The sequence below is a fragment of the Mesorhizobium sp. M0698 genome, from assembly GCF_040320455.1.
In the GTDB taxonomy this organism is placed as follows: Bacteria; Pseudomonadota; Alphaproteobacteria; order Rhizobiales; family Rhizobiaceae; genus Mesorhizobium.
Genome location: NZ_JAMYPQ010000001.1, coordinates 662,503 through 687,125 on the forward strand (window position 1 = coordinate 662,503; position 24,623 = coordinate 687,125).

Annotated in this window: 22 protein-coding genes; 17 read left to right on the forward strand and 5 right to left on the reverse strand. The window is 63.3% G+C overall.

Annotated features, from left to right (window positions below; all coding sequences use genetic code 11):
- Positions 1-272 precede the first annotated feature (272 nt).
- Together ilvD and NKI16_RS03305 are read left to right on the forward strand one after the other, a co-directional pair.
- Entirely contained in the window at positions 273-1,997 is a 1,725-nt protein-coding gene (gene ilvD / locus NKI16_RS03300) for a dihydroxy-acid dehydratase (RefSeq protein ID WP_352577585.1), read from the forward strand.
- On the forward strand, positions 1,984-2,820 hold the full coding sequence (locus NKI16_RS03305) for a tetratricopeptide repeat protein (protein WP_023678939.1): 837 nt from the start codon (positions 1,984-1,986) through the stop codon (positions 2,818-2,820). The genes ilvD and NKI16_RS03305 overlap by 14 nt, the downstream gene beginning before the upstream one ends.
- A gap of 24 nt (positions 2,821-2,844) precedes the next feature.
- Here the strand turns inward: NKI16_RS03305 and NKI16_RS03310 are convergent, their stop codons facing one another.
- The 4 genes from NKI16_RS03310 to erpA all read right to left on the reverse strand — a co-directional run bounded on the left by NKI16_RS03310 (position 2,845) and on the right by erpA (position 4,804).
- Positions 2,845-3,162 carry a hypothetical protein gene (locus tag NKI16_RS03310; RefSeq protein ID WP_023678938.1) on the reverse strand — a complete coding sequence of 106 codons (318 nt, stop codon included), beginning with the start codon at positions 3,160-3,162 and terminating at the stop codon, positions 2,845-2,847.
- 77 nt (positions 3,163-3,239) lie between these two features.
- Complete coding sequence (gene xth, locus NKI16_RS03315) at positions 3,240-4,034, reverse strand: exodeoxyribonuclease III (protein ID WP_023678937.1); 795 nt, start codon at positions 4,032-4,034, stop codon at positions 3,240-3,242.
- A gap of 30 nt (positions 4,035-4,064) precedes the next feature.
- Positions 4,065-4,454 (reverse strand): VOC family protein, encoded by a 390-nt coding sequence (locus NKI16_RS03320; protein WP_023678936.1) that lies wholly within the window; start codon positions 4,452-4,454, stop codon positions 4,065-4,067.
- Between the two features lie 2 nt (positions 4,455-4,456).
- Positions 4,457-4,804 carry an iron-sulfur cluster insertion protein ErpA gene (gene erpA / locus NKI16_RS03325; RefSeq protein WP_031212336.1) on the reverse strand — a complete coding sequence of 116 codons (348 nt, stop codon included), beginning with the start codon at positions 4,802-4,804 and terminating at the stop codon, positions 4,457-4,459.
- A gap of 73 nt (positions 4,805-4,877) precedes the next feature.
- Between erpA and NKI16_RS03330 the strand changes: the two genes are divergently transcribed.
- The 13 genes from NKI16_RS03330 to NKI16_RS03390 all read left to right on the forward strand — a co-directional run bounded on the left by NKI16_RS03330 (position 4,878) and on the right by NKI16_RS03390 (position 21,721).
- Positions 4,878-6,092 (forward strand): deoxyguanosinetriphosphate triphosphohydrolase, encoded by a 1,215-nt coding sequence (locus NKI16_RS03330; RefSeq protein WP_352622440.1) that lies wholly within the window; start codon positions 4,878-4,880, stop codon positions 6,090-6,092.
- Positions 6,093-6,153: 61 nt separating this feature from the next.
- Complete coding sequence (argS, locus tag NKI16_RS03335) at positions 6,154-7,911, forward strand: arginine--tRNA ligase (RefSeq protein WP_352622438.1); 1,758 nt, start codon at positions 6,154-6,156, stop codon at positions 7,909-7,911.
- A gap of 103 nt (positions 7,912-8,014) precedes the next feature.
- Positions 8,015-11,668, forward strand: a complete 3,654-nt coding sequence (locus NKI16_RS03340; protein ID WP_352622436.1) for an SPOR domain-containing protein — start codon at positions 8,015-8,017, stop codon at positions 11,666-11,668.
- A 116-nt stretch (positions 11,669-11,784) separates the two neighbouring features.
- Positions 11,785-12,804, forward strand: coding sequence for a beta-N-acetylhexosaminidase (gene nagZ / locus NKI16_RS03345; RefSeq protein WP_352451390.1), 1,020 nt, complete (start codon positions 11,785-11,787; stop codon positions 12,802-12,804).
- 58 nt (positions 12,805-12,862) lie between these two features.
- Entirely contained in the window at positions 12,863-13,663 is an 801-nt protein-coding gene (locus NKI16_RS03350) for a segregation and condensation protein A (protein ID WP_023678931.1), read from the forward strand.
- Complete coding sequence (scpB, locus tag NKI16_RS03355) at positions 13,660-14,439, forward strand: SMC-Scp complex subunit ScpB (RefSeq protein WP_352451389.1); 780 nt, start codon at positions 13,660-13,662, stop codon at positions 14,437-14,439. Before NKI16_RS03350 ends, scpB begins: the two co-directional genes overlap by 4 nt.
- 178 nt (positions 14,440-14,617) lie before the next feature.
- Positions 14,618-14,839: a twin-arginine translocase TatA/TatE family subunit gene (locus tag NKI16_RS03360; protein WP_023678929.1), complete on the forward strand. Its 222-nt coding sequence runs from the start codon at positions 14,618-14,620 to the stop codon at positions 14,837-14,839.
- Between the two features lie 45 nt (positions 14,840-14,884).
- On the forward strand, positions 14,885-15,571 hold the full coding sequence (gene tatB / locus NKI16_RS03365) for a Sec-independent protein translocase protein TatB (protein WP_352622434.1): 687 nt from the start codon (positions 14,885-14,887) through the stop codon (positions 15,569-15,571).
- Positions 15,568-16,431 (forward strand): twin-arginine translocase subunit TatC, encoded by an 864-nt coding sequence (tatC, locus tag NKI16_RS03370; protein WP_023678927.1) that lies wholly within the window; start codon positions 15,568-15,570, stop codon positions 16,429-16,431. The genes tatB and tatC overlap by 4 nt, the downstream gene beginning before the upstream one ends.
- A gap of 455 nt (positions 16,432-16,886) precedes the next feature.
- Positions 16,887-18,296 (forward strand): serine--tRNA ligase, encoded by a 1,410-nt coding sequence (serS, locus tag NKI16_RS03375; protein WP_352622432.1) that lies wholly within the window; start codon positions 16,887-16,889, stop codon positions 18,294-18,296.
- Between the two features lie 244 nt (positions 18,297-18,540).
- On the forward strand, positions 18,541-19,299 hold the full coding sequence (gene surE, locus NKI16_RS03380) for a 5'/3'-nucleotidase SurE (protein WP_352467008.1): 759 nt from the start codon (positions 18,541-18,543) through the stop codon (positions 19,297-19,299).
- A complete protein-coding gene (locus NKI16_RS03385) occupies positions 19,296-19,961 on the forward strand; it encodes a protein-L-isoaspartate(D-aspartate) O-methyltransferase (protein ID WP_352500868.1) in 666 nt (221 codons plus the stop codon). Before surE ends, NKI16_RS03385 begins: the two co-directional genes overlap by 4 nt.
- 227 nt (positions 19,962-20,188) lie before the next feature.
- On the forward strand, positions 20,189-21,721 hold the full coding sequence (locus NKI16_RS03390) for a peptidoglycan DD-metalloendopeptidase family protein (protein WP_352622430.1): 1,533 nt from the start codon (positions 20,189-20,191) through the stop codon (positions 21,719-21,721).
- 97 nt (positions 21,722-21,818) lie between these two features.
- On the opposite strand, the gene NKI16_RS03395 is transcribed toward NKI16_RS03390, so the two are convergent.
- The gene (locus NKI16_RS03395) at positions 21,819-22,694 is read right to left on the reverse strand and encodes an ATP-binding protein (protein WP_352622428.1); all 876 of its coding nucleotides are present in this window, start codon (positions 22,692-22,694) and stop codon (positions 21,819-21,821) included.
- A 292-nt stretch (positions 22,695-22,986) separates the two neighbouring features.
- Between NKI16_RS03395 and yajC the strand changes: the two genes are divergently transcribed.
- Positions 22,987-23,328: a preprotein translocase subunit YajC gene (yajC, locus tag NKI16_RS03400; RefSeq protein ID WP_352588014.1), complete on the forward strand. Its 342-nt coding sequence runs from the start codon at positions 22,987-22,989 to the stop codon at positions 23,326-23,328.
- A 55-nt stretch (positions 23,329-23,383) separates the two neighbouring features.
- On the forward strand, positions 23,384-24,484 hold the full coding sequence (locus tag NKI16_RS03405; RefSeq protein WP_352587894.1) for a SecDF P1 head subdomain-containing protein: 1,101 nt from the start codon (positions 23,384-23,386) through the stop codon (positions 24,482-24,484).
- Positions 24,485-24,623 lie beyond the last annotated feature (139 nt).

The window sequence follows — 24,623 nt, forward strand, 5'->3', positions numbered from 1 at the left end:
ATTTTAAACGACAAAACGGCCGGGCGTTGCCCGGCCGTTTTGTTCGGTGCGTCATCCGGCATTCGGCCAATGCAACAAATTGCCCCCATGATGTTCGCTCCGATAATTGTGACGTTTTGGCAACAGTTTCTGAACAACCCTCGCGCCACCCGGCCGCCCGGGAACATTGCCTATTTCCCGCCATAAACCCGGCGCACCTCGAACTTGTCTCGGGACATGCGCCAAAAGGCTAGGCGAAGAGGCAGGCCGCACTGCCCGCGGCAAGGACGAGTATGGACGCCAGAGCGATCTCCAAGGCCAAGCTGCCGAGCCGCCACGTGACCGTTGGTCCCGAGCGGGCGCCGCATCGCTCCTACCTCTATGCGATGGGGCTGTCGGCGGCCGAGATCGCGCAGCCTCTGGTCGGTGTCGCCAGCTGCTGGAACGAGGCCGCGCCCTGCAACATCTCGCTGATGCGCCAGGCACAAGTGGTCAAGAAGGGCGTGGCGGCCGCCAACGGCACGCCACGCGAATTCTGCACCATCACCGTCACCGACGGCATCGCCATGGGTCATCAGGGCATGAAGTCGTCGCTGGTGTCGCGCGAGGTCATCGCCGACTCGGTCGAGCTCACCATGCGCGGCCATTGCTACGATGCGCTGGTTGGATTGGCCGGTTGCGACAAGTCGCTGCCCGGCATGATGATGGCCATGGTGCGCCTCAACGTACCGTCGATCTTCATCTATGGCGGCTCGATACTGCCCGGCAGCTACCGTGGCCGGCAGATCACCGTGCAGGACGTGTTCGAGGCGGTCGGCCAGCATTCGGTCGGCACGATCGGCGACGCCGAGCTGCTCGAGATCGAACAAGCCGCCTGTCCGTCGGCCGGCTCCTGCGGCGCCCAGTTCACCGCCAACACCATGGCCACCGTCGCTGAGGCGATCGGCCTGGCGCTGCCCTATTCCTGCGGCGCGCCGGCACCCTACGAGATGCGCGACCGCTTCAATTTCGCTTCCGGCGAAAAGATCATGGAGCTGATCGCAAGGAACATCCGCCCGCGCGACATCGTTACCATAGAAGCGTTGGAAAATGCCGCGACCGTGGTCTCGGCCACCGGCGGCTCGACCAACGCGGCGCTGCATCTGCCGGCGATCGCGCACGAGGCCGGGATAAAGTTCGATCTTTTCGACGTGGCCAAGATATTCGAGAAAACACCCTATATCGCCGACCTCAAGCCGGGCGGCAAATACGTCGCCAAGGACATGTTCGAGGCCGGCGGCATTCCGCTCTTGATGAAGACGCTGCTCGACCATGGCTATCTTCATGGCGATTGCCTGACGGTGACCGGCCGCACTTTGGCCGAAAATATGGAACATGTTTCCTGGAATGACAGCCAGGATGTGGTCCGTCCCGCCAATAGGCCGATTACCCAGACCGGCGGGGTCGTGGGCTTGAAGGGTAACCTTGCCCCCGAAGGCGCGATCGTGAAGGTCGCTGGTATGGCGGAACTGAAATTCTCGGGTCCGGCACGCTGCTTCGATTCGGAAGAGGAATGTTTCGAAGCGGTTACGCACCGTAACTATAGCGAAGGCGAGGTTCTCGTCATCCGTTACGAGGGTCCGCGCGGCGGCCCGGGCATGCGCGAAATGCTGTCGACGACGGCGGCTCTCTACGGCCAGGGCATGGGCGGCAAGGTGGCGCTCATCACCGACGGGCGTTTTTCGGGCGCGACGCGCGGTTTCTGCATCGGCCATGTCGGGCCGGAAGCGGCTGTCGGCGGCCCGATCGGGCTGCTTAGGGATGGCGACTTGATCTCGATCGACGCGGTGAACGGCACGATCGAGGTTGCATTGTCCAAAGCCGAACTGGCGGCGAGGGCAAAAGCATGGAAGGCGCGCACGACCGACTATCAGTCGGGCGCGATCTGGAAATACGCACAGACGGTCGGATCTGCCCGCGACGGCGCGGTCACCCATCCCGGCGGTGCCAAAGAAACACACTGCTATGCGGACATCTGAGTTGTTGAGGTCGTCTGTCCTTTCGGCACTGGTTGCGCTCGCCACGTTTGGCGCGACCTTGGGCGCCGTCGGCCAGGCCATGGCCTTCGACGACAAGGTGTTCGACGACAAGACCGGCGTGAAGCCGCAGTCGAGCCCTTGGGCGGTGTTCCAGTTCGGCTTTTCCGCCTACAAGAACGGCCATAAGGAGCAGGCCGCGGAAGCGTATAAATATGCCGCGGAGAACGGCCAGATCGGCGCCACCTGGAAGCTTGCGCGCATGTATGCCGAAGGCGATGGCGTGGCGCGAGACGACTACGCGGCATTCAAGTTCTTCAGCGAGATCGTCGACCAGGATGTCGAGCCCGGTTCGCCCGAGGAAAGCTATGTTTCGGACGCGCTGGTGGCGCTTGGCGACTATCTGAGGAAGGGCATTCCCGGCAGCCCCGTCGAGGAGAACGAAGTGGCGGCCCAGGAATATTACATGCGTGCCGCTGCCAACTACCGCAATCCGAACGCCCAGTTCGAGATGGGCCAGATGTTCCTCAAGGGTGAGGGCGGCGTCAAGGCCAGCGTCAAGCAGGCCGGACGCTGGTTCCAGCTGGCGGCCGAAAAGGGCCATGCGGGCGCGCAGGCGACGCTCGGCAACCTGCTCTTCCAAAGCGGCAAGATCGTGCGGGGGCTGGCGATGATGACCGCGGCGCTCGAACGGGCCTCACCCGCCGACCAGCCATGGATCCGCGGCATGCAGGAAGAAGCGTTTGCGGCCGCCGGCGAAGCCGACCGCCGCACCGCGATCTCGCTGGCCGACGACATCCTCACCAAGGGTGGCGGCGACCAGTAGGTCGGCAGAATTTCCGTTTTGAAATCAATTGTCGGTCGGTTCCGCCGGCATGCCGCTGGGCGCCGGTGTTGAGATCGGCGTGCCCTGCAGATGTGGGGCCAGCGTGTTCTCCGGGCAGCCATCCCGCTGCTTTGTCCAGGACGTGTTGTTGAGCACCATCTCGCAACGGGCGAGGTAGCTTTGGCCGGCAAGCGTCAGGCAGGCGACCCGGCCGATCTGGAATGATTTGCCGTTAGCCAGGCACTCTGCATCGGCAAAAGCCGGCGTCGCCACCGCCATCGCAAGCGCGCAGCCGATCGGGCAGAGTGCAAATCGAGTAGTCATGGGAACCCCAGCCACCATGATGATTTCTCATCAAGCACGCGATTTGTGGCGATAAGAGGTCAACTTATCAATGTGCCGCCGGACAGCAGCTGCGGTCAGGCCGGCTGCAGCGCCAGATCGATCGCCACCGGCACGTGGTCGGAGGGTTTTTCCCAGGCGCGCACCTGTTTTTCGATCGAAGCCGAGGAAAACCAGTTGGCGGCTTCGGGCGACAGAAGCAAATGGTCGATGCGAATGCCGTTGTTCTTCTGCCAGGCGCCGGCCTGATAGTCCCAGAACGTAAAAATGTCCGGGGCGTCGGTGACGGCACGCACGGCTTCGGTGAAGCCGAGATTCTTCAGCCGCCGGAACGCCTGCCGCGTCGCGGGCTGGAACAGTGCATCGCTTAGCCAGTTTTCCGGATACTTCGCGTCGATCGGCTCGGGAATGACATTGTAGTCGCCGGCCAGGACCAGCGGCTCTTCCAAAGCAAGCCGCTCCTCGGCCCAGCGCTCAAGTCGCGCCATCCAGGAAAGCTTGTAGGAGAACTTCTTCTCGTCGTCGATCGGGTTGCCGTTCGGCAGATAGATCGAGGCAACGCGCAAGGCGCCCTTGTCGGTCGAGAACACGCCCTCGATGAAACGCGCCTGCTCGTCGGCATCGTCGCCCGGCAAGCCGCGATTGACCTCGTCGAAACGCAGCTTCGACAGGATGGCGACGCCGTTGAAGCCTTTTTGGCCGTAAGTCTCGACATTGTAGCCGAGCGCCTCGATCTCGGCGCGGGGAAACTGCTCGTCGACCGTCTTGATCTCCTGCAGGCAGGCGATGTCGGGCGCGCTTTCCGTCAGCCAATGGGTCAAATTGCCGATGCGGGCGCGAACGCCGTTGATGTTCCAGGTGACGATTTTCATGACGGCCTCGATAGGCTGGTGGTCCGGAGACTAGCGATCCGGTGGATGACGTTCGACAAGGCCGATCGTATTGCCTGCCGGGTCCTTTAGGAAGGCCATCCATTCGCTTTCCCCCGCCTGGCCGAACAGGCCTTCGGTGTCGCGATGGACGAGCGCCGGCGGCGCGGTGAAGGGAACACCGGCGACCCTTGCCGAAGCGTGGAACTCGTCGAGGCCCGATATGTCGAGATAGACGGTGCCGGCAGGCAGGCCGTCGGTGAAAAGCAGGCGCACGTCACCGGCCATGATAAAGGCGATGCCTGGCGGATCGAAACGCGCATGCAGGTTCATGCCGAGCACCTCGCGCCAGAACGCCAGCGTCGCATCGAGGTCGCGCCCGGCGGAAAGCGCGACCTGACGGACCGCGCCGATGTCGGGCATTTCTAGATCGAGAAGCTGGTGCCGCAGCCGCAGGAGGCGACCGCATTGGGGTTTCTGATCTGGAACGACTGGCCCATCAGATCGTCGACGAAATCGATCACCGAGCCGCCCATATAGACCAGCGACAGGTCGTCGATCAGCACGGTGGCGCCGTCCTTCTCGATGGCGACGTCGTCGTCATTGCGCCTGTCGACCAGGTCGAACTTGTAGGAGAAGCCGGAACAGCCGCCGCCCTCGACCGAAACGCGCACGGCCGTCTTACCGGCTTCGCTCGCCACAATCTTGGCGATCCGCCTGGCGGCGGCGTCGGTCATCTCGACTTTCATGGCGGTCTTGGCATCAGCGCCCATGGGCGTCACCTTGCATTCGGTTTCGTATGATAGGTATGAAGCGCGACGGGGCAAGTCAACTGCGGCATACGCTATGACCAACGAGTTGGGCGACATCGGATTCGGCTATCGGCCGCGCGCGGCCTATGCCAGCGACCCGGCGAAGTCGCGCGGGCGGCTGTTCGACGAGGTGGAAAGCCCGACGCGCACGCCGTTCCAGCGCGACCGCGACCGCATCATCCATTCGACGGCGTTCCGCCGGCTGAAGCACAAGACGCAAGTGTTCGTCGCACACGAAGGCGACCATTACCGCACGAGGCTGACGCATTCGATCGAGGTCGCGCAAATCGCACGCGCTCTGGCGCGGGCGCTGCGCGGCGACGAGGACCTGGCCGAGGCGGTGGCCCTGGTGCACGACTTCGGCCACACGCCCTTCGGTCATACCGGCGAGGACGCGCTGAACGAGAAGATGGCCGCCTGGGGCGGCTTCGACCACAATGCGCAGTCGCTGCGTGTGGTGACGCGGCTGGAGCGGCGCTATGCCGAGTTCGATGGGCTGAACCTCACCTGGGAAACGCTGGAGGGGCTGGTCAAGCACAATGGCCCGCTGACCGATGCCAAGGGCAAAGGGCTGAAGGGGCCGGTGCCGCAGGCTATCCGCGACTATTCCGAACTGCACGACCTCGAGCTCGACCGCTTCGCTGGTATCGAGGCGCAGTGTGCGGCGATTGCCGACGACATCGCCTACAACACCCACGACATCGATGACGGCTTGAGGGCAGGGCTGTTGACGCTGGATATGCTGGAGGGCGTCTCGCTGCCGGGGTCGATCCTCAAGGGCGTGCGTCAGCGCTATCCGGCGCTCGATGACGTACGCACCGGCCACGAGCTGATGCGCCGGCAGATCACCATCATGGTCGAGGACGTGATCGTCTCGACGACGGCCAATCTGGCGCGCATCAAGCCCGACAGCGCCGAAGCGGTAAGGGCGGCCGGCGAGACGATGGTGAGCTTCTCCGCCGAGACGGCCGTATTGGAAAAGGAGCTGAAGGCCTTTCTCTACAAGCACCTCTACCGGCATGCGGAGGTCATGCGGGTGCGCGCCGATGCCGACCAGATCGTCAGGGACCTGTTCGACGTCTATTTCGCCGATCCGCGCGCTATGCCGGATGGCTGGCGCGAAGGGCTCGACCGGGCAGAGGACCGCGTCAAGGCGCGCAGTGTTGCCGATTTCCTGGCCGGCATGACGGACACTTATGCACTCAAGGAACACAGGCGTTTGTTTGACCATACGCCGGATTTGAGCTAGGGCGGGCGCGATTTTGCCGGCCAACGAGCCGGATCCCTGCAAAACCGTCAGAGCCACAGCAATGAACATCTTCGCCGATTTCAACGCGCGAATCATAAAGGCCGTCGAAGCGCTTGATTTGAAAGACAAGGATGGCGTGTCGCCGGACCTGTCGCGCATCGCCGTCGAGCCGCCGCGCGATGCCAGCCATGGCGATCTCGCGACCAACGCAGCCATGGTGTTGGCCAAGCCGACCGGCCAGAACCCGCGTGCGCTGGCCGAAAGGCTGGCCGAGGCGCTGCGCGCCGACGAGGATATCGCGGCCGCCGAGATCGCCGGCCCGGGCTTCGTCAATCTCAGGCTCAAGGACGGCTTCTGGCAGGCGCATCTGACGGCGCTGCTCGGCGAAGGCCGCAACTATGGCCGCTCGACTATCGGCGACGGCAAGAAAACCAATGTCGAATATGTCTCGGCCAACCCAACCGGCCCGATGCATGTCGGCCATTGCCGGGGTGCTGTAGTCGGCGACGCGCTGGCCAATCTGATGGCCTTCGCCGGTTACGACGTGACCAAGGAATACGTCATCAACGATGCCGGTTCGCAGATCGACGTGCTCGGACGCTCAGTCATGCTGCGCTACCGCGAAGCGCTCGGCGATGAGATCGGCGACATTCCGGCCGGGCTTTATCCAGGCGACTATCTGATCCCCGTTGGTCAGGCGCTGGCCAGCGAATTCGGCCGCTCCCTGCTGCAGATGCCGGACGAGGAGGCGCTTGCCATCGTCAAGGACAGGACGATCGACGCGATGATGGCGATGATCCGCGAGGATCTGGCGCTGCTCAACGTGCATCACGACGTCTTCTTCTCCGAGCGGACGCTGCATGCGAACAACGCCCGCAAGATACGCTCGGCGATCAGCGACCTGACGCTGAAGGGCCACATCTACAAGGGCAAGCTGCCGCCGCCCAAGGGCGAGAAGCCGGACGACTGGGAGGACCGCGAGCAGACGCTGTTCCGCTCGACCGCGGTCGGCGACGACATGGACCGGGCGCTGGTCAAGTCGGACGGCACCTTCACCTATTTCGCCGCCGATGTCGCCTACCTCAAGGACAAGGTCGATCGCGGCTTCGTCGACCTGATCTATGTGCTTGGCGCCGATCATGGCGGCTACGTGAAGCGGCTGGAAGCGCTTGCCCGGGCGATTGCCGGCGACGAGGTCAAGCTTACCGTGCTGCTTTGCCAGTTGGTGAGGCTGTTTCGCGCCGGCGAGCCGGTGCGTATGTCGAAGCGGTCGGGCGAGTTCGTGACCTTGCGCGAAGTGGTCGAGGAGGTCGGCCGCGACCCGATCCGCTTCATGATGCTCTACCGCAAGAACGACGCGCCGCTCGACTTCGACTTCGCCAAGGTAACCGAGCAGTCGAAGGACAATCCGGTGTTCTACGTGCAGTATGCCTCGGCGCGCTGCCATTCGGTATTCCGGCAGGCGAGCGAGCAATTGGGCGAGGCCATGTTCGACCGCAACCAGCTGGCCGCCGAAGTGGCTTTGCTGACCGATGAGGGGGAGATCGGCCTGATCAGGAAGCTCGCCGAATATCCTCGGCTGATCGAAGCCGCGGCGCTCGCGCTCGAGCCCCACCGGCTGGCATTTTACCTCTACGAACTCGCTTCCAGCTTCCACGGACACTGGAACCGGGGCACCGATAATCCCGACTTACGTTTTGTTAAGGTTAACGACCGACAATTGACGCATGCCAGACTAGGGCTGGTGCAGGCTGTTTCGGACATTTTGACGTCCGGCCTGACGCTGATCGGAGCCAATGCGCCCACCGAAATGCGTTAGGTTTGAGTAAAAAACCTGTCACCTTTTGCCCACATTGCGCTGGTAAGGGCCAACCCTACGCGACGTCCATGGCGTCCGAATGAGTGCGAGTTCGGGAACAATAATGGCAGACAGAACCCATCTGAGAGCAGCCGACCACAACGACATCGCCAACGATGATCCGTTCGCGGAACTGACCAGGATCATGGGGTTCGACCCACGCCAGCCGGTCAAACCGCAAACGCCGGCCCAGCCGAAAACCGCTGCCGCCGAACCGTCGGTGGACGAGGGCGATTTCGAGATCGATCTCGAGAAGGAGTTGATGGGCGAATTCGGCGCCGACGCCAATGACAATGCTTCCCCTGCCAAGCTTCGCGAGCCGACACCCGAACCGGCCGCCGCCGACGAAATGGAGGACGCGCTTGCTGCCTCGTTCGAACAGGATTTCGCGTTCGACGACAGTGCGGCGGATGATGCTGCTCCTGTTGCGGCTACTCCTGTTGCCGCCGACGAAATTGCCTCCGCCCCCGAAAGGGCGTTCGCTCCCGCCGTCGAGCCGGAGCTCGACGACGAGTTCGATAACGCCGTCGCCGGCTCGCTCGAAGACGTGTCGCCGTTCGAGGACGACCTTTCGAGTGACGACGAACTTGCCGCCTCTGTCGACCAGGATTTTCGGCACGACGACGATGTGACGGCCAAGATCGCGGTGACCGGCGAGGATGAACCCAGGGCCGCAGCCGAGGCGATCGAGCCGGTCGACGAGCCCGCCTTCGACGATGAGTTCGACAACGCCGTGGCAAGTTCGCTCGAAGACGAGCTGATGCTCGAAGAGCATGAGCCGATGGAGCAGACCGTCGCCGTTGAAACCGCCGCGCAAGCGGCCGCGTTCGATGACGAGTTCGACGATGCCGTTGCAAGCTCGCTCGAAGACGAGCTGATGTTCGACGAGCATGAGCCGGCGGAAAACGTCGCCGCCCCGGCATCGCCGGTTGAGGCGGTTTCGGCCGATGAGGATCTTGCCGGCCATTTCGATGATGCCATGGCCGATGTCGACATGGACTTCGACGTTCGCCCGAACGAGCCTGCCGAAATCGAAGAACCAGAGTTTATCGAAGAGCAGTCGATCGAAGAGCCAGAGGCCGCCCGGCTTTCCGGCACGGCCGCTGAAGCGGCGTTCGACGACGATTTCGATCTGAGCTTCGACGATGCGCCTGCCGAGGAAGCCGAAGAGCCCGTGGCGCAGGTTGCGGCCGAACCAGCGGCGCCGGCCGCTGTCGTCCCGACGGCCCCAGTGGCTGAGGAACGCAGCCTGGAAGACGAACTGAACGCGCTGCTCGGTGCGATGAGCACACGGCCGGCACAACCGGTCAACGAACCTCAGACAAGCCCGCAGCCTGCCCAGAAGCCCGTGATGGCTGTTCAGCAGCCTATCGCGCCGGTAGTTCAGAAGCCAGCAGTGGCCGCTGAACAGCCAATGGCGGCGGTCAAAGACGTCGCCAACGAGCCGGTGCATGCTGTCGACGAGCTGGATTGGGAACTCGACGAGCACGAGCCCGCTGAGCCGCAGCAGTCCAGTGCCGCCGATGACGCCGATCTTGGCAGTGTCCTCCTCGATGAGCTTGAAGGCGAGGATTTCGGTGTTGAAGCCGCTGCCGGACCCGCGGATGATCTCGACAGCGATGCGCTCGATGCCGACTTCGCCAGGAATATCGGCCTGGATCATGACTCGGCCGACAAGAGTGCGGCAGCTGCTGCCGAAGAAGACCCGCTCGATGCGCTGAACTGGCTGACGACACGCGCCACACCGCCCGAGCCGGCCCGCTCGTGGAGCCGCGTGACACCGGTCGCACAGCCTCAGCCCGCTTTTGCAAGCCAGCCGGTGGCTTCGGCGCGTCCGGCACCACCGCCGCAGCCGGCTGCAACGCCGTCCTATCGGGCCGCACCGGTCGAAGAGAGGCCGTCCTATGAAGGCCAGGCATCCCGTGAAGATAGGTCATCCTATGAAGATCGGCCCGCCTACACGGAAGCTGCACCAAGCTCGCATCAACAGCCTTCCGCCTATGACGAGATGCCCGATGTCGAGACGGTCGACGTGCCCGAGCGCGTCGTGGCGCTGGCGGACGATCTCGACATTCCGGAGCTCAACTTCGACGATGACGAGCCGGTGGCGCCCGCCTACGACGATCTCGATGCCGATTTTGCCAGCCTTCTCACCGAAATGAATGCAACGGATATAGCGCCTGCCCCGGTGCGCAGCGCTGGCTATGACGATGAATACGATGCCGGCTTCGCGTCTGGCTATAAGCAGGATCGTAGCGAGACGCGCGCCTATGGCGCCAAGCCTGCGGAAGCCCCCGTCAGCGCGGCGGCCGCTTCCTATGCCGATGCAGCGGACGGTTTCGATCTGGGCCCATTGCCCGGTGGCCAGCCGGTTTCGCAGGCCGACGATTTCACCTTCGATGAGCTCGACTACGATCCCGAACTGGACGAGGAGATGTCGGTTCCGGGCCTTGCCGAACGCGGGGCCGAAAGGCAGCCGCGCAGGCGCGGGCTGCTGATAGGTGCGGTGGTCGGCGCCGTGGCGATCGCCGGAGGCCTTGGCGCCTTTGCGTTGACCCTCGGCGGCAAGAGCGGCGGCGATGCGCCGGTTATCGTCAAGGCCGACAACAGGCCGATCAAGATCAAGCCGGAAAATCCAGGCGGCACCGTCGTGCCGAACCAGGACAACAAGGTTTATGACGCTGTGGTCAAGGGCGCCAAGCCCGCCGAGCCGGTTCAGCAGAAGCTGGTCACCAACACCGAAGAGCCCGTGGACCTGAAAGCCGACGAACCGGAGAGCCGCGTCGTCGATCTTTCGCCCAATGACCCCGATGCCGCAGACGACATCGACGCGCCCGGCACCGCGGCGTCCGACACCGACGGGTCTGGAACCAATGCGCCCGGCACTAACGCGTCTGACTCCAGCGCGCTTGGCGCCAGTGCGGCTGGCGCTGCCGAAACCGCCGCCGCACCGGCGCCCAAGTCCGAGGATCGCATCGCGCAGGTTCTGCAGGAGGCCGAGAAGGGTGCAACCCCCGAGATCGTCGCTGTTGCGCCGCGCAAGGTACGGACCATGGTCGTGAAACCTGACGGCTCGCTCGTGGCGCGCGAGGATCCGGCGCCCGCCGCCCCGCAGATGGCTGCTGCCGAGCCGGCCGATCCGGCGCCGCAGCACGTGGCTCCGGCCGCCCAGGCCGACGCCGCGGCGCAGACCGGCACCGTGCCCCTGATCGACCAATTGACAAGTGATCCGAAGATTGGCGACCAGCCGAGTGGCGACCAGGCGAGCGGCGATCAGGCCGAAACCTCCAAGCTGCAGCCGGCGCCCAAGCCCGACACAAAGGCTGAAGCCAAGCCGTCAGCCAGCAAGCAGTCCGCCAGCACCCCGGCCACGGTTCCGGTGGCGCCGCAGCGCCCGTCCGACCAGCCGGTCGACGTGGTCGGCGAGGTCAAGCCCGATCAGGTCGCTTCCATCGATCCGGCCGCGGCCGGGGCTGGTTCGTGGTCGATACAGATCGCTTCGCAGCCGACAGTCGAAAGCGCCCAGGCGACTTACCAGGATCTGCAGCGCCGCTACGGCAGCGTGCTTTCCGGCCGCACCGCCAACATCGTCAAGGCCGAGATCGCCGGCAAGGGCACCTTCTACCGCGTCCGCGTTCCGGCGCAGTCTCGCAACGAGGCGATCAAACTGTGCACCAGCTACAAGGCTGCCGGCGGCAATTGCTTCGTGTCCCACTAGGCACCAAAACCTCTCGAAAAGCCGGCGTCCGCGCCGGCTTTTTTGCGTGAACAGAAACCTCTGAAGGCAATTGCGGGCGATTCCCTTTGTCGGCGCGAAGCTCTAAACTGTTCCGCATGACCGAATCAAAATCCATGATCCTCGGCTGCGCCGGGAAATCACTGACCCGCGACGAGATCCGTTTCTATCGCAACGAATGCCCGTGGGGCTTCATCCTGTTTGCGCGCAATATCGGCGAGACCGAGCAGATCCGCGATCTGGTCGCCGCGATGCGCGACTGCGTCGGGCGTGCGGATGCGCCGGTGTTCATCGACCAGGAGGGCGGCCGGGTGCAGCGCCTACGGCCGCCGCTGGCGCCGAACTATCCGGCTGCCGGTGCACTCGGCGCCTTGTGGCGCGACGACCATGACGCCGGCACCCGTGCCGCATGGCTGATGGCGCGGCTGCATGCCTTCGACCTGCTGCGCTACGGTATCACGGCGGATTGCCTGCCGGTGCTCGACGTGCCCATCGAGGGCGCCAGCGACGTCATCGGTGCGCGCGCCTATGGCAAGGAGCCGCGCGCCGTCATCGAATTGGGTCGCGCCGCGGCGGAGGGCCTGATGGCGGGAGGCGTGCTGCCGGTGATGAAGCATATTCCCGGTCATGGAAGGGCCTTCGCCGATACGCATTTCGAACTGCCGACCGTCGACGCCTCGATCGGCGACCTGCAGCGGCATGATTTTGCCCCGTTCAGGGAGCTCAACCATTTGCCGATGGCGATGACGGCGCATGTCGTCTATAGCGCGATCGACCCGAAGAACCCGGCCACCACATCCGGCAAGGTCATCGAAGAGATCATCCGCGACGAAATCGGCTTCGACGGCCTGTTGATGAGCGACGACACCTCGATGAAGGCACTTTCTGGGGATTTCCCGTCAAAGGCGGCGGCGATCCTTGCGGCGGGCTGCGATCTGGTCCTTCACTGCAACGGCGTGTTCGAGGAGATGGCCGGCATTGCATCGCGCACGACCGGGCTTGAAGGCAAGTCGTTTGAGCGCGCGGAGCGGGCGCTGACCTATATCAGGAACCGCGACGTGGCGGACGAGACCGAGATTCGGGCCGAATTTGCCAGTTATTTCGACGCGGTGGCCTAGCATCAAAGGAAGCGAAGTGGCGGAAACATTGGACTTGAAGGCCGGCAAGGCCGCACCGATGGACCGCTTGTGGGCCGAGAACGACGATTCCCGGCTGACCGGCGATCCGGCGTTGGTCGTCGATGTGGCCGGCTTCGAAGGTCCTCTCGATCTTCTGCTGCATCTTGCCCGCAATCAGAAGGTCGACCTGTCGCGCATCTCGATCCTGGCGCTGGCCGAACAGTATCTGGCCTTCGTCGAGAAGGTGAGGGCGCTGAGGCTGGAGCTTGCCGCCGACTATCTGGTGATGGCGGCGTGGCTGGCGTTTCTCAAGTCGAAGCTCCTGATCCCCAAGCAGCCCGGCGACGAAGGCGAAAGCGGCGAGGAACTGGCGGCGGTGCTGCAGTTCCGGCTGAAGCGGCTGGAGGCGATGCGCGACGCGGCGGCACGGCTGGTCAACCGCAACCGGCTCGGACGCGACGTGTTTGCACGCGGCATGCCGGAAATGGTTATCGTCGAGAAGCGCAATGCCTATTCGGCCTCGCTCTACGACCTGTTGACCGCCTATGCCCAGCAGCGCCAGAAGCAGGCGATCACCAATGTGACGATCGCCAGGCGCGGCGTGTGGTCGCTCAAGGATGCGCGCGACGTGCTGACCAGGCTGATCGGGTCGCTGCGCGACTGGACGGCGCTCGACAGTTTCCTGGTCGAATATCTGGCCGGCCCGGAAGAGCGGCGCACCGCGGTTGCCAGCTCGTTTGCGGCGACGCTGGAACTGGTGCGCGAAGGCAAGATGGAAATGCGGCAGGACCAGGTGTTCGCGCCGCTTTATCTGCGCGGCCGCGCCCAGGCCATCAAGATAGTCGAGGTAACACCATGAGCGAACGCGCCAACGCTTCGGTCATTCCGTTCAAGGTCGACGACGACGCCGAGCAAGGCGCGGTCGCCGAAAACCCGGCACAAAATCAGGGGCAGAATTTGTCGCGGAATCCTGGCGAGCGGCTGCATATGGCGGAGGCCGTACGGATGGCCGAGGCGATCGTATTCGCCAGCGCCGAGCCGGTCAGCGAAAAACAGCTCACTTCGCGACTGCCCGACGGCATCAACATTGCCGCGGCAATGGCCGAACTGCAGCAGATCTATGCGCGGCGGGGCGTCAATCTGGTGCGCGTCGGCGATGCCTGGGCGTTTCGCACCGCCGGCGACCTCGCCTTCCTGATGAGCCGTGACACGGTGCAGCAGCGCAAACTGTCCCGCGCCGCCCTCGAAGTGCTGGCGATCATCGCCTACCACCAGCCGGTAACGCGCGCTGAGATCGAGGACATCCGCGGCGTCGAGACGTCAAAGGGGACGCTCGACACGCTGATGGAGACCGAATGGGTGAGGATGCGCGGCCGGCGCCGCACGCCCGGCCGTCCCGTCACCTACGGCACGACCGACATTTTCCTCGACCATTTCGCACTGGAGGAGATACGTGATCTCCCCGGCATGGAGGAATTGAAGGGTGCCGGGCTGCTGTCCGGCCGCATGCCGTCGAATTTCTCGGTGCCGCTGCCGCCGGCCGACCCCGATGCGCTCACCGACGACGAGGATCCGCTGACCGACATCGACCTCGAAGAACTCGGCCTTTTGACGCCGCGCGTCACGGAAGATTGAGCCGAGCGCCATCTTAAAGCCACAGGCAGGATGGAACTGCGCCGATTGGTAGCGGGCCGCCGTGCCGAAAGTGCGTGACTTCGGCGACTCATTCATGAACTCTGTCGCAGTTCTGTTTGAATCCGAACCCGAAAGCGCATAGATCAGCGTCTGGGAAACCGTTCGAGAGAGATTTGCTATGGGTTCATTTTCGATTTGGCACTGGATGATCGTTCTGGTGATCGTGCTGCTGGTGTTCGGCCGCGGCAAGATCCCCGAGTTGATGGGCGACATGGCCAAGGGCATCAAGAGCTTCAAGAAGGGCATGGCCGACGACGAGACGGCTGAGGATAAGCGCACCGTCGAACACCGTTCCGACGAAACCGTTTCGGTACCGAAGGAAAAGGCCAGCAAAAGCTGAGCCCGAAACTTTCGTCGGCCAAAACTTGAGTCGGAACGTATAGCCATGTTCGAAGTCGGCTGGACCGAGATGCTGGTGATCGCGATCGTCATGATCGTGGTCGTCGGGCCCAAGGATTTGCCCAACATGCTGCGCACCTTCGGCCGCACAACGGCGAAGCTGCGCGCCATGGCGTCCGATTTCCAGCGGCAGTTCAACGACGCGCTGAAGGAAGCCGAACTCGACGACGTCAAGAAGTCGGTCGATTCGCTGAGAAGCCTCAATCCGGCGGCTGAGATCAGGAAGCAGCTCAATCCATTCGAGCAGGCCGCCGCCGATGTCCGTTCCGGCGTCGATGCCGTGATGAAGCCCAAGCCGGCCGTCGATGCCGCAGCTTCGACAGAGCAGACAGCCGAGCTGCTGAAGAACGGCGCAACGACGATGCCGGGCGTCAGCCCGCCGGAGCCGACGCCGGCCACGCCGATCTTTCCGGCGATGACGGACGAGTCCGTCGTGGCGCCGGCAGTGCAGGCGCAAACGACCGCAGCGGCCGTGCCGAAAAAAGCACCTGCGGCAAAGAAGAAGCCAGCGCCCGCGAAAGCCGCGGCCGCCGTCCCGGCCAAGCCGGCAAAGACTGCTGCGCCAAAGGCTGCCGCAAAAGCTGAGCAAAAAGCGCAGTTGTCAGCAGCGAAGAAGCCGGCGTCAGCAACGAAGAAGCCGGCCGCCAGGAAAACGGCGGGAGCCGCCAAGTGAGCGTTTCGGACAAGGAAAAGGACGAGATAGAAAAATCGTCGGCTCCGCTGATGGAGCACCTGATCGAGTTGCGCCGGCGGCTGATCTGGTCGATTGGCGGTTTTTTTGTTGCCTTCCTGGTCTGCTTCTTTTTCGCCAAGCGGCTGTTCAACCTTCTGGTCATTCCGTTCAGATGGGCGACCCAATGGGCCGGGCTCGACCCGCACAAGGTCGAGCTGATCTATACGGCGCCACAGGAGTTCTTCTTTACCCAGGTCAAGCTCGCCATGTTCGGCGGCATGGTCATCGCCTTTCCGCTGATCGCCACGCAGATCTACAAATTCATCGCGCCCGGCCTCTACAAAAACGAGCGCAACGCCTTCCTGCCGTTCCTGATCGCCTCGCCGATCCTGTTCCTGATGGGCGCATCGCTGGTCTATTTTTTCTTCACGCCGATGGTGATGTGGTTCTTCCTCGCCATGCAGCAGACCGGCACCAACGACCAGGTGCAGATTTCGCTGCTGCCGAAAGTGTCCGAATATCTCAGCCTGATCATGACGCTGATCTTCTCCTTCGGCCTGGTGTTCCAGCTGCCGGTGGTGACAAGCCTGATGACGCGGGTCGGCATGCTGTCGTCCACGGCCCTGGCCGAGAAGCGCAAATGGGCGATCGTCATCGCCTTCGTCGTGGCGGCGGTGCTGACGCCGCCCGACCCGATGAGCCAGATCGGCCTCGCCATTCCGACGATCCTGCTCTACGAGGTCTCGATCTGGTCGGCCCGGCTGATCGAACGCAGCAAGGAGCGCGACCGTGTGGCCCGCGAAAAGCAGGACGCCACCGAAGAGGTGGCCGAAAAGCCGGCGGACGCGTCTTCGACGTAGTTGGGGGCGAGTGGTCTTTCGCCGGCACTGTCGTATTTTGTTCTTGCTTTGTGCCGGCAGCTATGCTATTAATCTGGGTATGGTGCTGATTCGGCGCCGAGGACCCGCCCACTGAGGCGGGTTTTTTGGTTCAGATTCCTTTCGACCAAATGTTGCGAGTGCTGCCGACATCAATGTCGGCGGGACAGCGCCCCCTCTGTCCTGCCGGACATCTCCCCTCAAGGGGGGAGATCGGCCGTCATCGCGGCTTTCGCAGATCTCCGGCGCTGAAAAAGCAAGCCGTCGGCGAAGCTGCCGATCTCCCCCTTGAGGGGGAGATGTCCGGCAGGACAGAGGGGGGCGCGAAGGAACTCGGCTTGACATCTTGCATCGATCAGGGATGCGGTTTACGCCCTCTGGTCTTTGTTTTGGGCATTTCCTTGCCCCGAAACCGCCGTGCCGAGGACGAACAGACCATGCTTGACATCAAATGGATTCGCGACAACTCGAAGGCCCTTGTCGAAGCGCTCCAGAAGCGCTCGTGGTCGGCCGGGGATGCGCAGTCCACGGTCGACGACCTGATCGCCGCGGATGAGGCGCGGCGCGAGCATCTGACCGAGCTGCAGACCAGGCAGGAACGCCGCAACGCCGCATCGAAGGAGATCGGCAATGCCATGCGCTCGGGCGATGCAGCTCTTGCCGAAAGGCTGAAGGCCGAAGTCGGCGAGATCAAGGCCTTCATCCAGAATGGCGAGGCGCGCGAGCGCGAGCTCGACAAGGCGCTGAACGATGCGTTGGCAGTGCTGCCAAACGTGCCGTTCGACGACGTGCCGGTCGGCAAGGACGAGCACGACAACGTCGTCAAGCGCGTCGTCGGCGAGGTGCCGACGCGGCCGAACTGGGTGAAGGAGCATTTCGAGACCGGCGAAGCGCTCGGCATGATGGATTTCGAGCGTGCCGCAAGGCTTTCGGGTTCGCGCTTCACGGTGCTCAAGAACCAGCTGGCGCGGATGGAGCGCGCGCTCGGCCAGTTCATGCTGGACCTGCACACCACCGAGCACGGCTACGAGGAGATCCAGCCGCCGCTGATGGTGCGTTACGAAACTATGTTCGGCACCGGGCAATTGCCGAAATTTGAGAACGACTTGTTCAAGACCGAAAAGTCTCGCCGAAGAGAGGACATTGGTCAGAAGGCACTTGACCTGCTGGAAAGTGCGTCAGGCAAGAGCAACGACGAACATAGGGCTTTGTTTACCGAGGCACGCCGCGAAATTGAATTGTACCTCATCCCCACCGCGGAGGTGCCGCTCACCAATCTCGTGCGCGAGGAAATCACGCCGCATGAAAAACTGCCGCTGCGCTATACCGCGCTGACGCCTTGCTTCCGTTCGGAGGCGGGTTCGGCCGGACGCGACACGCGCGGCATGCTGCGCCAGCACCAGTTCTACAAGGTCGAGCTGGTGTCGATCACCGACCAGGAGACTTCGGTTGCCGAGCATGAGCGGATGACCGAATGCGCCGAGGAGGTGCTGAAGCGGCTCGGCCTGCCGTTCCGCACCATGACGCTGTGCACCGGCGACATGGGCTTTGGCGCGCGCAAGACCTACGACATCGAGGTCTGGCTGCCCGGCCAGAATGCCTATCGCGAGATATCGTCGTGCTCGGTATGCGGCGATTTCCAGGCGCGGCGCATGGACGCCCGCTACAAGGACAAGGACGGCAAGGGCAATCGTTTCGTCCACACGCTGAACGGTTCGGGCACCGCCGTTGGCCGCGCTCTCATTGCCGTCATCGAAAATTACCAGAACGAGGACGGCAGCGTAACCATTCCTGAAGCGCTTCGGCCTTACATGGGCGGTCTCGCAAAGATCGAATCATCGAAGTGACAAGATTGTCGGCCCCGCGTTCCTTCGCGCCCCCCTCTGTCCTGCCGGACATCTCCCCCTCAAGGGGGGAGATTGCGCCGTCATCACAGCTTTCGCCAACTGTTGGCGTAGCAAGGAAGGCGGCGGCTACGGTATTGCCGATCTCCCCCCTTGAGGGGGAGATGCCAAGTGGTGGCAAAGAGGGCAGGACAGAGGCGGGTATCGTAGAGCGCTGCCGTCAATCCAATTCTGCAAAGGCGGTCTCATGCGCATCCTCCTGACCAACGACGACGGCATCCATGCCGAGGGCCTTGCATCACTCGAACGCATCGCCCGCACGCTGTCGGACGACGTCTGGGTGGTGGCACCGGAACAGGATCAGTCCGGCTATGCGCATTCGCTGTCGATCTCGGAGCCGCTGCGGCTCAGGAAAATCGGCGAAAAGCACTTTGCGGTGCGCGGAACGCCGACCGACTGTGTCATCATGGGCGTGAAGAAGATCCTGCCCGAAGCGCCTGACCTGATCCTGTCCGGCGTCAATTCCGGCGCCAACATCGCCGACGACGTCACCTATTCGGGCACGGTCGCCGGCGCCATGGAAGGCGCGCTGCTCGGCGTGCGATCGATCGCCATCAGCCAGGCCTATTCCTATGTCGGCGAGGACCGCGTCGTTCCCTACGAGACCACCGAAGCGCTGGCGCCGGCCCTGCTCGAAAAGCTCGTCGCCATGCCGTTGCCGGACGGCGTGCTGCTCAACGTCAATTTTCCGAACTGTGCGCCGGAAGAGATCGCCGGAACTGTAGTCACTTCGCAGGGCAAGCTGGTCCACAGCCTGTGGGTCGACGAGCGGCGCGACGGGCGCGGCCTGCCTTACTACTGGCTGCGCTTCGGCCGCGAGCCAGTCGAGGGCAAGCAAGGCACCGACCTCCATGCCTTGCGCAATCGGCTGGTGTCGGTGACGCCGCTGCAGCTCGATCTCACCGCGCATGAAATCCGCGATCAACTGGCCAAGGCGCTCGCATGAACTTGAACCACGCTGCAACGGTCGACGAGCGCGAAGGTTTCGCTGCCTTCCTGCTTCGCCTGCGCGGCAGGGGGACGGTGCCGAAGGCGCTGATCGCCGCCTTCGAGGCGACGCCGCGGCGCGGCTTTCTGTCTCCGCATTTCCACTCGATAGCCTGGTCGGACCGTATGCTGCCGATCGAATGCGGCGAGGCCATCGAAGGCGCCGACCTGCAGGCGGCGGTGATCGCGGCACTTGCCATCGAGCCGGGCAACCGGGTGCTCGAGATCGGCACCGGGTCCGGCTACACGGCGGCGGTGATGTCGCGGCTTGCCGCGCGGATCGTCACCATCGACCGTTACAAGACGCTGGCCGAACAGGCCCGGCAGCGGCTCGAGGCGCTCGCCATCGGCAATGTCATCGTGCGCCAGGCGGACGGTTCAAACGGGCTGGCCAACGAAGCGCCGTTCGACCGCATCGTCGCCTGGGCGGCCTTCGACAGCCTGCCGCGCTTTCTCCTCGACCAATTGTCGAGCGGCGGCATCGTCATCGCGCCGATCGGACCCGACGAAGGCGAGCAGGTGCTGGCCAAGCTGACCAAGGTCGGCAGCCGCTTCGAACGCGAGGATATCGGCCTGGTGCGCCTGCAGCCGATCCTGCACGGTGTCGCCGCGGTCATCTGATTCCGGGTACATCGCGCCGCTTGGGGATCAGCCGAAGCCTGTCGTTTCGTCATCCCAGGGTCTCCGCGACGGAGCTTCGCTCCTGCTCCGCCCTAGGACGACGAAGTTGAGAGCCTTCCTCGAATATTTTAAGAAAATTTGCGTCTGATTCTACAGGTTTAACCGACCGGTAACATTAACGCGCTTTAATCACACTCAGTTGTACCGGGTCTGTGCGGGTTAGTGCGATGCAATTCAGTGTTTTGAAGGCAAACGGACGCAATCTGGCGCGTGGCTGCGCCGTCCTCATGATCGCAGGCGCTGCGACGGGGTGTAGTTCCCAGGTGGCGCGGTTCAACAGCGTCGATGACGTGTTCACCGCCTCGACCAACAACCAGCGCGCCATCATCGACAAGCAGGATGCTGCCCAGCCCTATCCGGGCGATGTTGCTGCCGCGCCGGTCGACGGCAGCCACACCCAGTCGGTCAGCCGCTCAAGCCTCGAACCGGTTACGGCGCAGCAGTTGCCACCGCCGGCTCCCGCCCTGGCACCCGCCGCCCGCCCGATGCGTACCGCTGCCGCGCCGGCGATGGCGCCTGCCGCTCCTCGTGTCGACAGGACGGCAACCGGCACCGTCGCTCCGGCGGCAAGGCCGTTCAAGAACGCCGAGCCCGACGCGCCGCGCATGGCGACGGCCGCCGGCGCACCGCATGCAACCGAGATCGTCGTCAAGGACGGCGAGACCATTTCCGGCCTGTCTCGGCGCTACGGCGTGCCGGCCGATGCCATCATGAAAGTCAACGGGCTGAGCGCGACCAAGGGGCTGAAGACCGGCCAGAAGCTCGTCATCCCGGCCTATGCGTATTCGAGCAACGGCGCCACGCCGAAAGTCGCCGACGCCAAGCCCGCGAACGGCACTAGGCACGACCAGCCGGCCGACGCGCCGGAGAAGGTGGCCGTGCTGCCGCAGCAGCCGAAGCTCAGGGAAGGCAAGTCTGCCGCGCAGGTGGACGCCTCGGCTGCCGCGAGCCAGCCGGAGGATGGAAAGACCGCGCCCAAAGTGGCTTCGGCGACGGCCAAGCCGGCCGGTGCCGGCGGCACCTACACGGTTCAGCAAGGCGATACGCTGTCGGCCATCGCCAGAAAGACCGGCGTCGGCGTCGTCGCGTTGAAGCAGGCGAACGGCATGCAGGATGGACTGCTCAAGATCGGCCAGACCCTGAAAGTGCCGGCAGGCGGAACCGCTGTCGTCGCCAGTGCGAAGCCGGCAAAGGTCGATCCGGTGACGACGGCCACCACCCAGCCGCCTGCCAAGGCCACGCCGACGCAGACGCTCGCCTCCTACACGCCGCCAAAGAAGGACGCGAAAGTCATCCAGCAGGCCGAGGACGACGATGCGGTGGCGCCGGACGCAACCGGCATCGGCAAGATGCGCTGGCCGGTGCGCGGCCGCGTGATCTCAAGCTTCGGCGGCGGCAAGGACGGCGTCGACATTGCCGTGCCCGAGGGGACGCCGGTCAAGGCAGCTGAAAACGGCGTCGTCATCTATGCCGGTGACGGCCTCAAGGAATTCGGCAACACGGTGCTGGTGCGTCACGAAAACGGTCTGGTCACCGTCTACGGCCACACCAGCTCGATCGAGGTGCAGCGCGGCCAGAAGGTAAAGCGCGGTCAGGAAATCGCCCTGTCCGGCATGAGCGGCACCACCGACTCGCCGAAACTGCATTTCGAAGTGCGCAAGAACTCGGCGCCGGTCGATCCTTCGACCTATCTCGAATAGACGACGAAAAGCGATTTGCGGGCCACCTGACCTTCAGCCCGCCGAGGAAGTCCGCTCCGCAAGGTGCGGGCTTCTTCTGCTGTTAGTCCTTGAGCGGCTAATCCTTAAGCGATTTGCCGAGCCGGCCTGCCAGATCCTGGGTGAACTGCCAGGCGACGCGGCCCGAACGGCTGCCGCGCGTCGTCGCCCATTCCAGCGCCTCGGCGCGCAGCGTCTCGGGATCGATGGCGAGATTGTGATGGCGGACATAGCCGTCGATCATGTCGAGATATTCGTCCTGCGAACATTTGTGGAAGCCAAGCCACAGGCCGAAACGGTCCGACAGCGAAACCTTTTCCTCGACCGCTTCGGACGGATTGATCGCCGTCGAGCGCTCATTGTCGATCATGTCGCGCGGCAACAGATGCCGCCGGTTCGAGGTGGCGTAGAAGATGACGTTGGCCGGGCGGCCCTCGACGCCGCCTTCAAGAGCTGCTTTCAGCGATTTGTAGGAGGTGTCGTCGTGGTCGAATGACAGGTCGTCGCAAAACAGGATGAAGCGGAAGGGTGCCGCCTTCAGCAGGCCCATCAGCTTTGGCAGCGTGTCGATGTCTTCGCGATGGATCTCGATCAGCTTGAGCGGCAGGTCGAGCTTGGCCGAAGCGTTGACCGCGGCGTGCACCGCCTTGACCAGCGACGATTTGCCCATGCCGCGCGCGCCCCACAACAGCACGTTGTTGGCAGCATAGCCTGAGGCGAAGCGCTCGGTGTTGTCGACCAATATGTCGCGGACGCGGTCGACGCCGCGGATCAGGCCGATGTCGACGCGGTTGACCTTGCGCACCGGTTCCAGATAGCCGGGATCGGCCTGCCAGACGAAGCAATCGGCCTCGCCGAGGTCGGTTTGCGGCACCGGCGGCGGGGCGAGGCGGGCGACCGCCTCGATCAGGCGGTCGAGCTTCTGGCTCAGGATATCGATGGTACTGTCGGTCATCTCTTGTCTTTTTTGTTTCGCTTTCAGGATGGTGCGGCAGGCCAACCTACCTGATTTCAGCGGTTTCGAAACTCGTCCCAAGCATTTGTTCGGGCATGATCTTTTGCGGAAACCGAGCGTCGCTTTTGGGGATCACCCTCTAACACGGCTCACCAGGCCGGAAAAGCAGCCGATTTGCCCGGCCGCGCAGTTGCATTGGCAACGTTACCGACTATATTCCGGCCAAATTTGGCGGGGCCGTCAAATTCCCAGAACGGTTTGGCGGCTGTTTTTAAAATTCAGGAGTACCTCGATGTTCGTGACACCGGCATACGCCCAAGGCATCGGCGGGGACTCGTCCGCAATGTTTATCCAGATCGTGCCGTTTGCTCTGATTTTCGTGATCATGTATTTTCTGATCATCCGGCCGCAGCGCACGCAGCTAAAGAAGCGCGGCGAGATGCTGGCGGCGGTTCGTCGCGGCGATACCGTTGTCACCGGCGGCGGCTTGGTCGGCAAGGTGACCAAGGTGATCGACGATAACGAGCTCGAGGTCGACCTTGGCGGCGGCACCAAGGTGACGGCGCTGCGCTCGACGATCGCCGACGTGCGCGTCAAGGGCGAGCCGGTGGCGAACCAGAACGCCAAGAAATAAAGCTCAGGAGATAACCGGGTCTTCGGGCGGCACGATCCGCAACGGGCAACGCCATATGTGGTTTTCGCGCCTTACCAAGATTCTTATCTGGCTGGCTGTTGCCGGCATGGTGGTCTTGGGCGTGATGCTTGGCGCGCGCGCTATGAAGCCGGACGGTACGCTCGTCGACCTTCTTGCCTGGCTGCCGAAGCGGCAGGCGAGTTTCGACCGGCAAGGTGGTTGGCAGATTCTGCTTGAGGTGGATAAGGAGGATCTGATCAAGAACCGGCTGGAGACGGTGCGCAATGACGTTCGCTCGCTGCTGCGCGATGCCAGGATCGGCTATACGGGCCTTGCTGGATGGGGTCGCGAGGTCAAGGTCCGCATTTCGGATCCGGCTCAGATCGATGCCGCCAAAACAGCCCTGAAAATATTCACCGATCCGGTTGCCGGGACGAACCCAGTCGAGGAGATCGCGCTTGATGAGCCGGAACCCGGATTGCTCAGCCTCACAATAACGGATGCTGGCGTCAGGCTTCGGACATTGATGGCGCTGGTGCCGTCGATGGAAGTCGTCAAACTCCGGGTTAGCGAGAGTGGCGCTTTCGAACCGATCGTGCAGCAGCAAGGCGATGACCAAATACTGGTTCGGGTGCCCGGCTTGCGGACCCCAGTCCGGTTCAAGGACATTCTCGGACGGACTGGCAAGTTGACATTTCAAATGGTCGATACGTCGTGGCCTGTGCAGGATGCGCTCAACAACCGGGCGCCGCGAGGCTCTTCGGTGCTCTATTCGCAGGACGATCCGCCGATTCCCTATCTGGTCGAAGATCGTGTGATTGTTTCCGGTGACAACATCGTCGATGCCCGGGCGACCTACAATTCGGCCATGAATGAGCCGGTTGTATCGTTCAATTTCGATTCCAAGGGTACAACGCGTTTTGCTCAAGCGACCTCACAGAATGTCGGCAAGCAGTTTGCAATGATCCTCGACAGTCAGGTGCTTTCGGCGCCAGTTATCCGCGAGCCGATCCTTGGCGGCTCCGGCCAGATATCAGGCAACTTCACCAATGAGAGCGCCAAAGAACTTGCCCTGCTTTTGCGTTCTGGTCCGTTGCCGGCAAGACTGAAAATAGTTGAAGAACGCACTATAGCGCCTGGCGGCGGGCAGAATTAGAATAGGGCAGGAGATCAGCCAATTACGTCGGAACCGATCCCGGCGGCGGCGCCAAATTGACTGCACCGCGCTCGACAATTGACGATGTGCAGGTTAAGGGCGAGCCGGTGGCGAACCAGAACGCCAAGAAATAACCGAA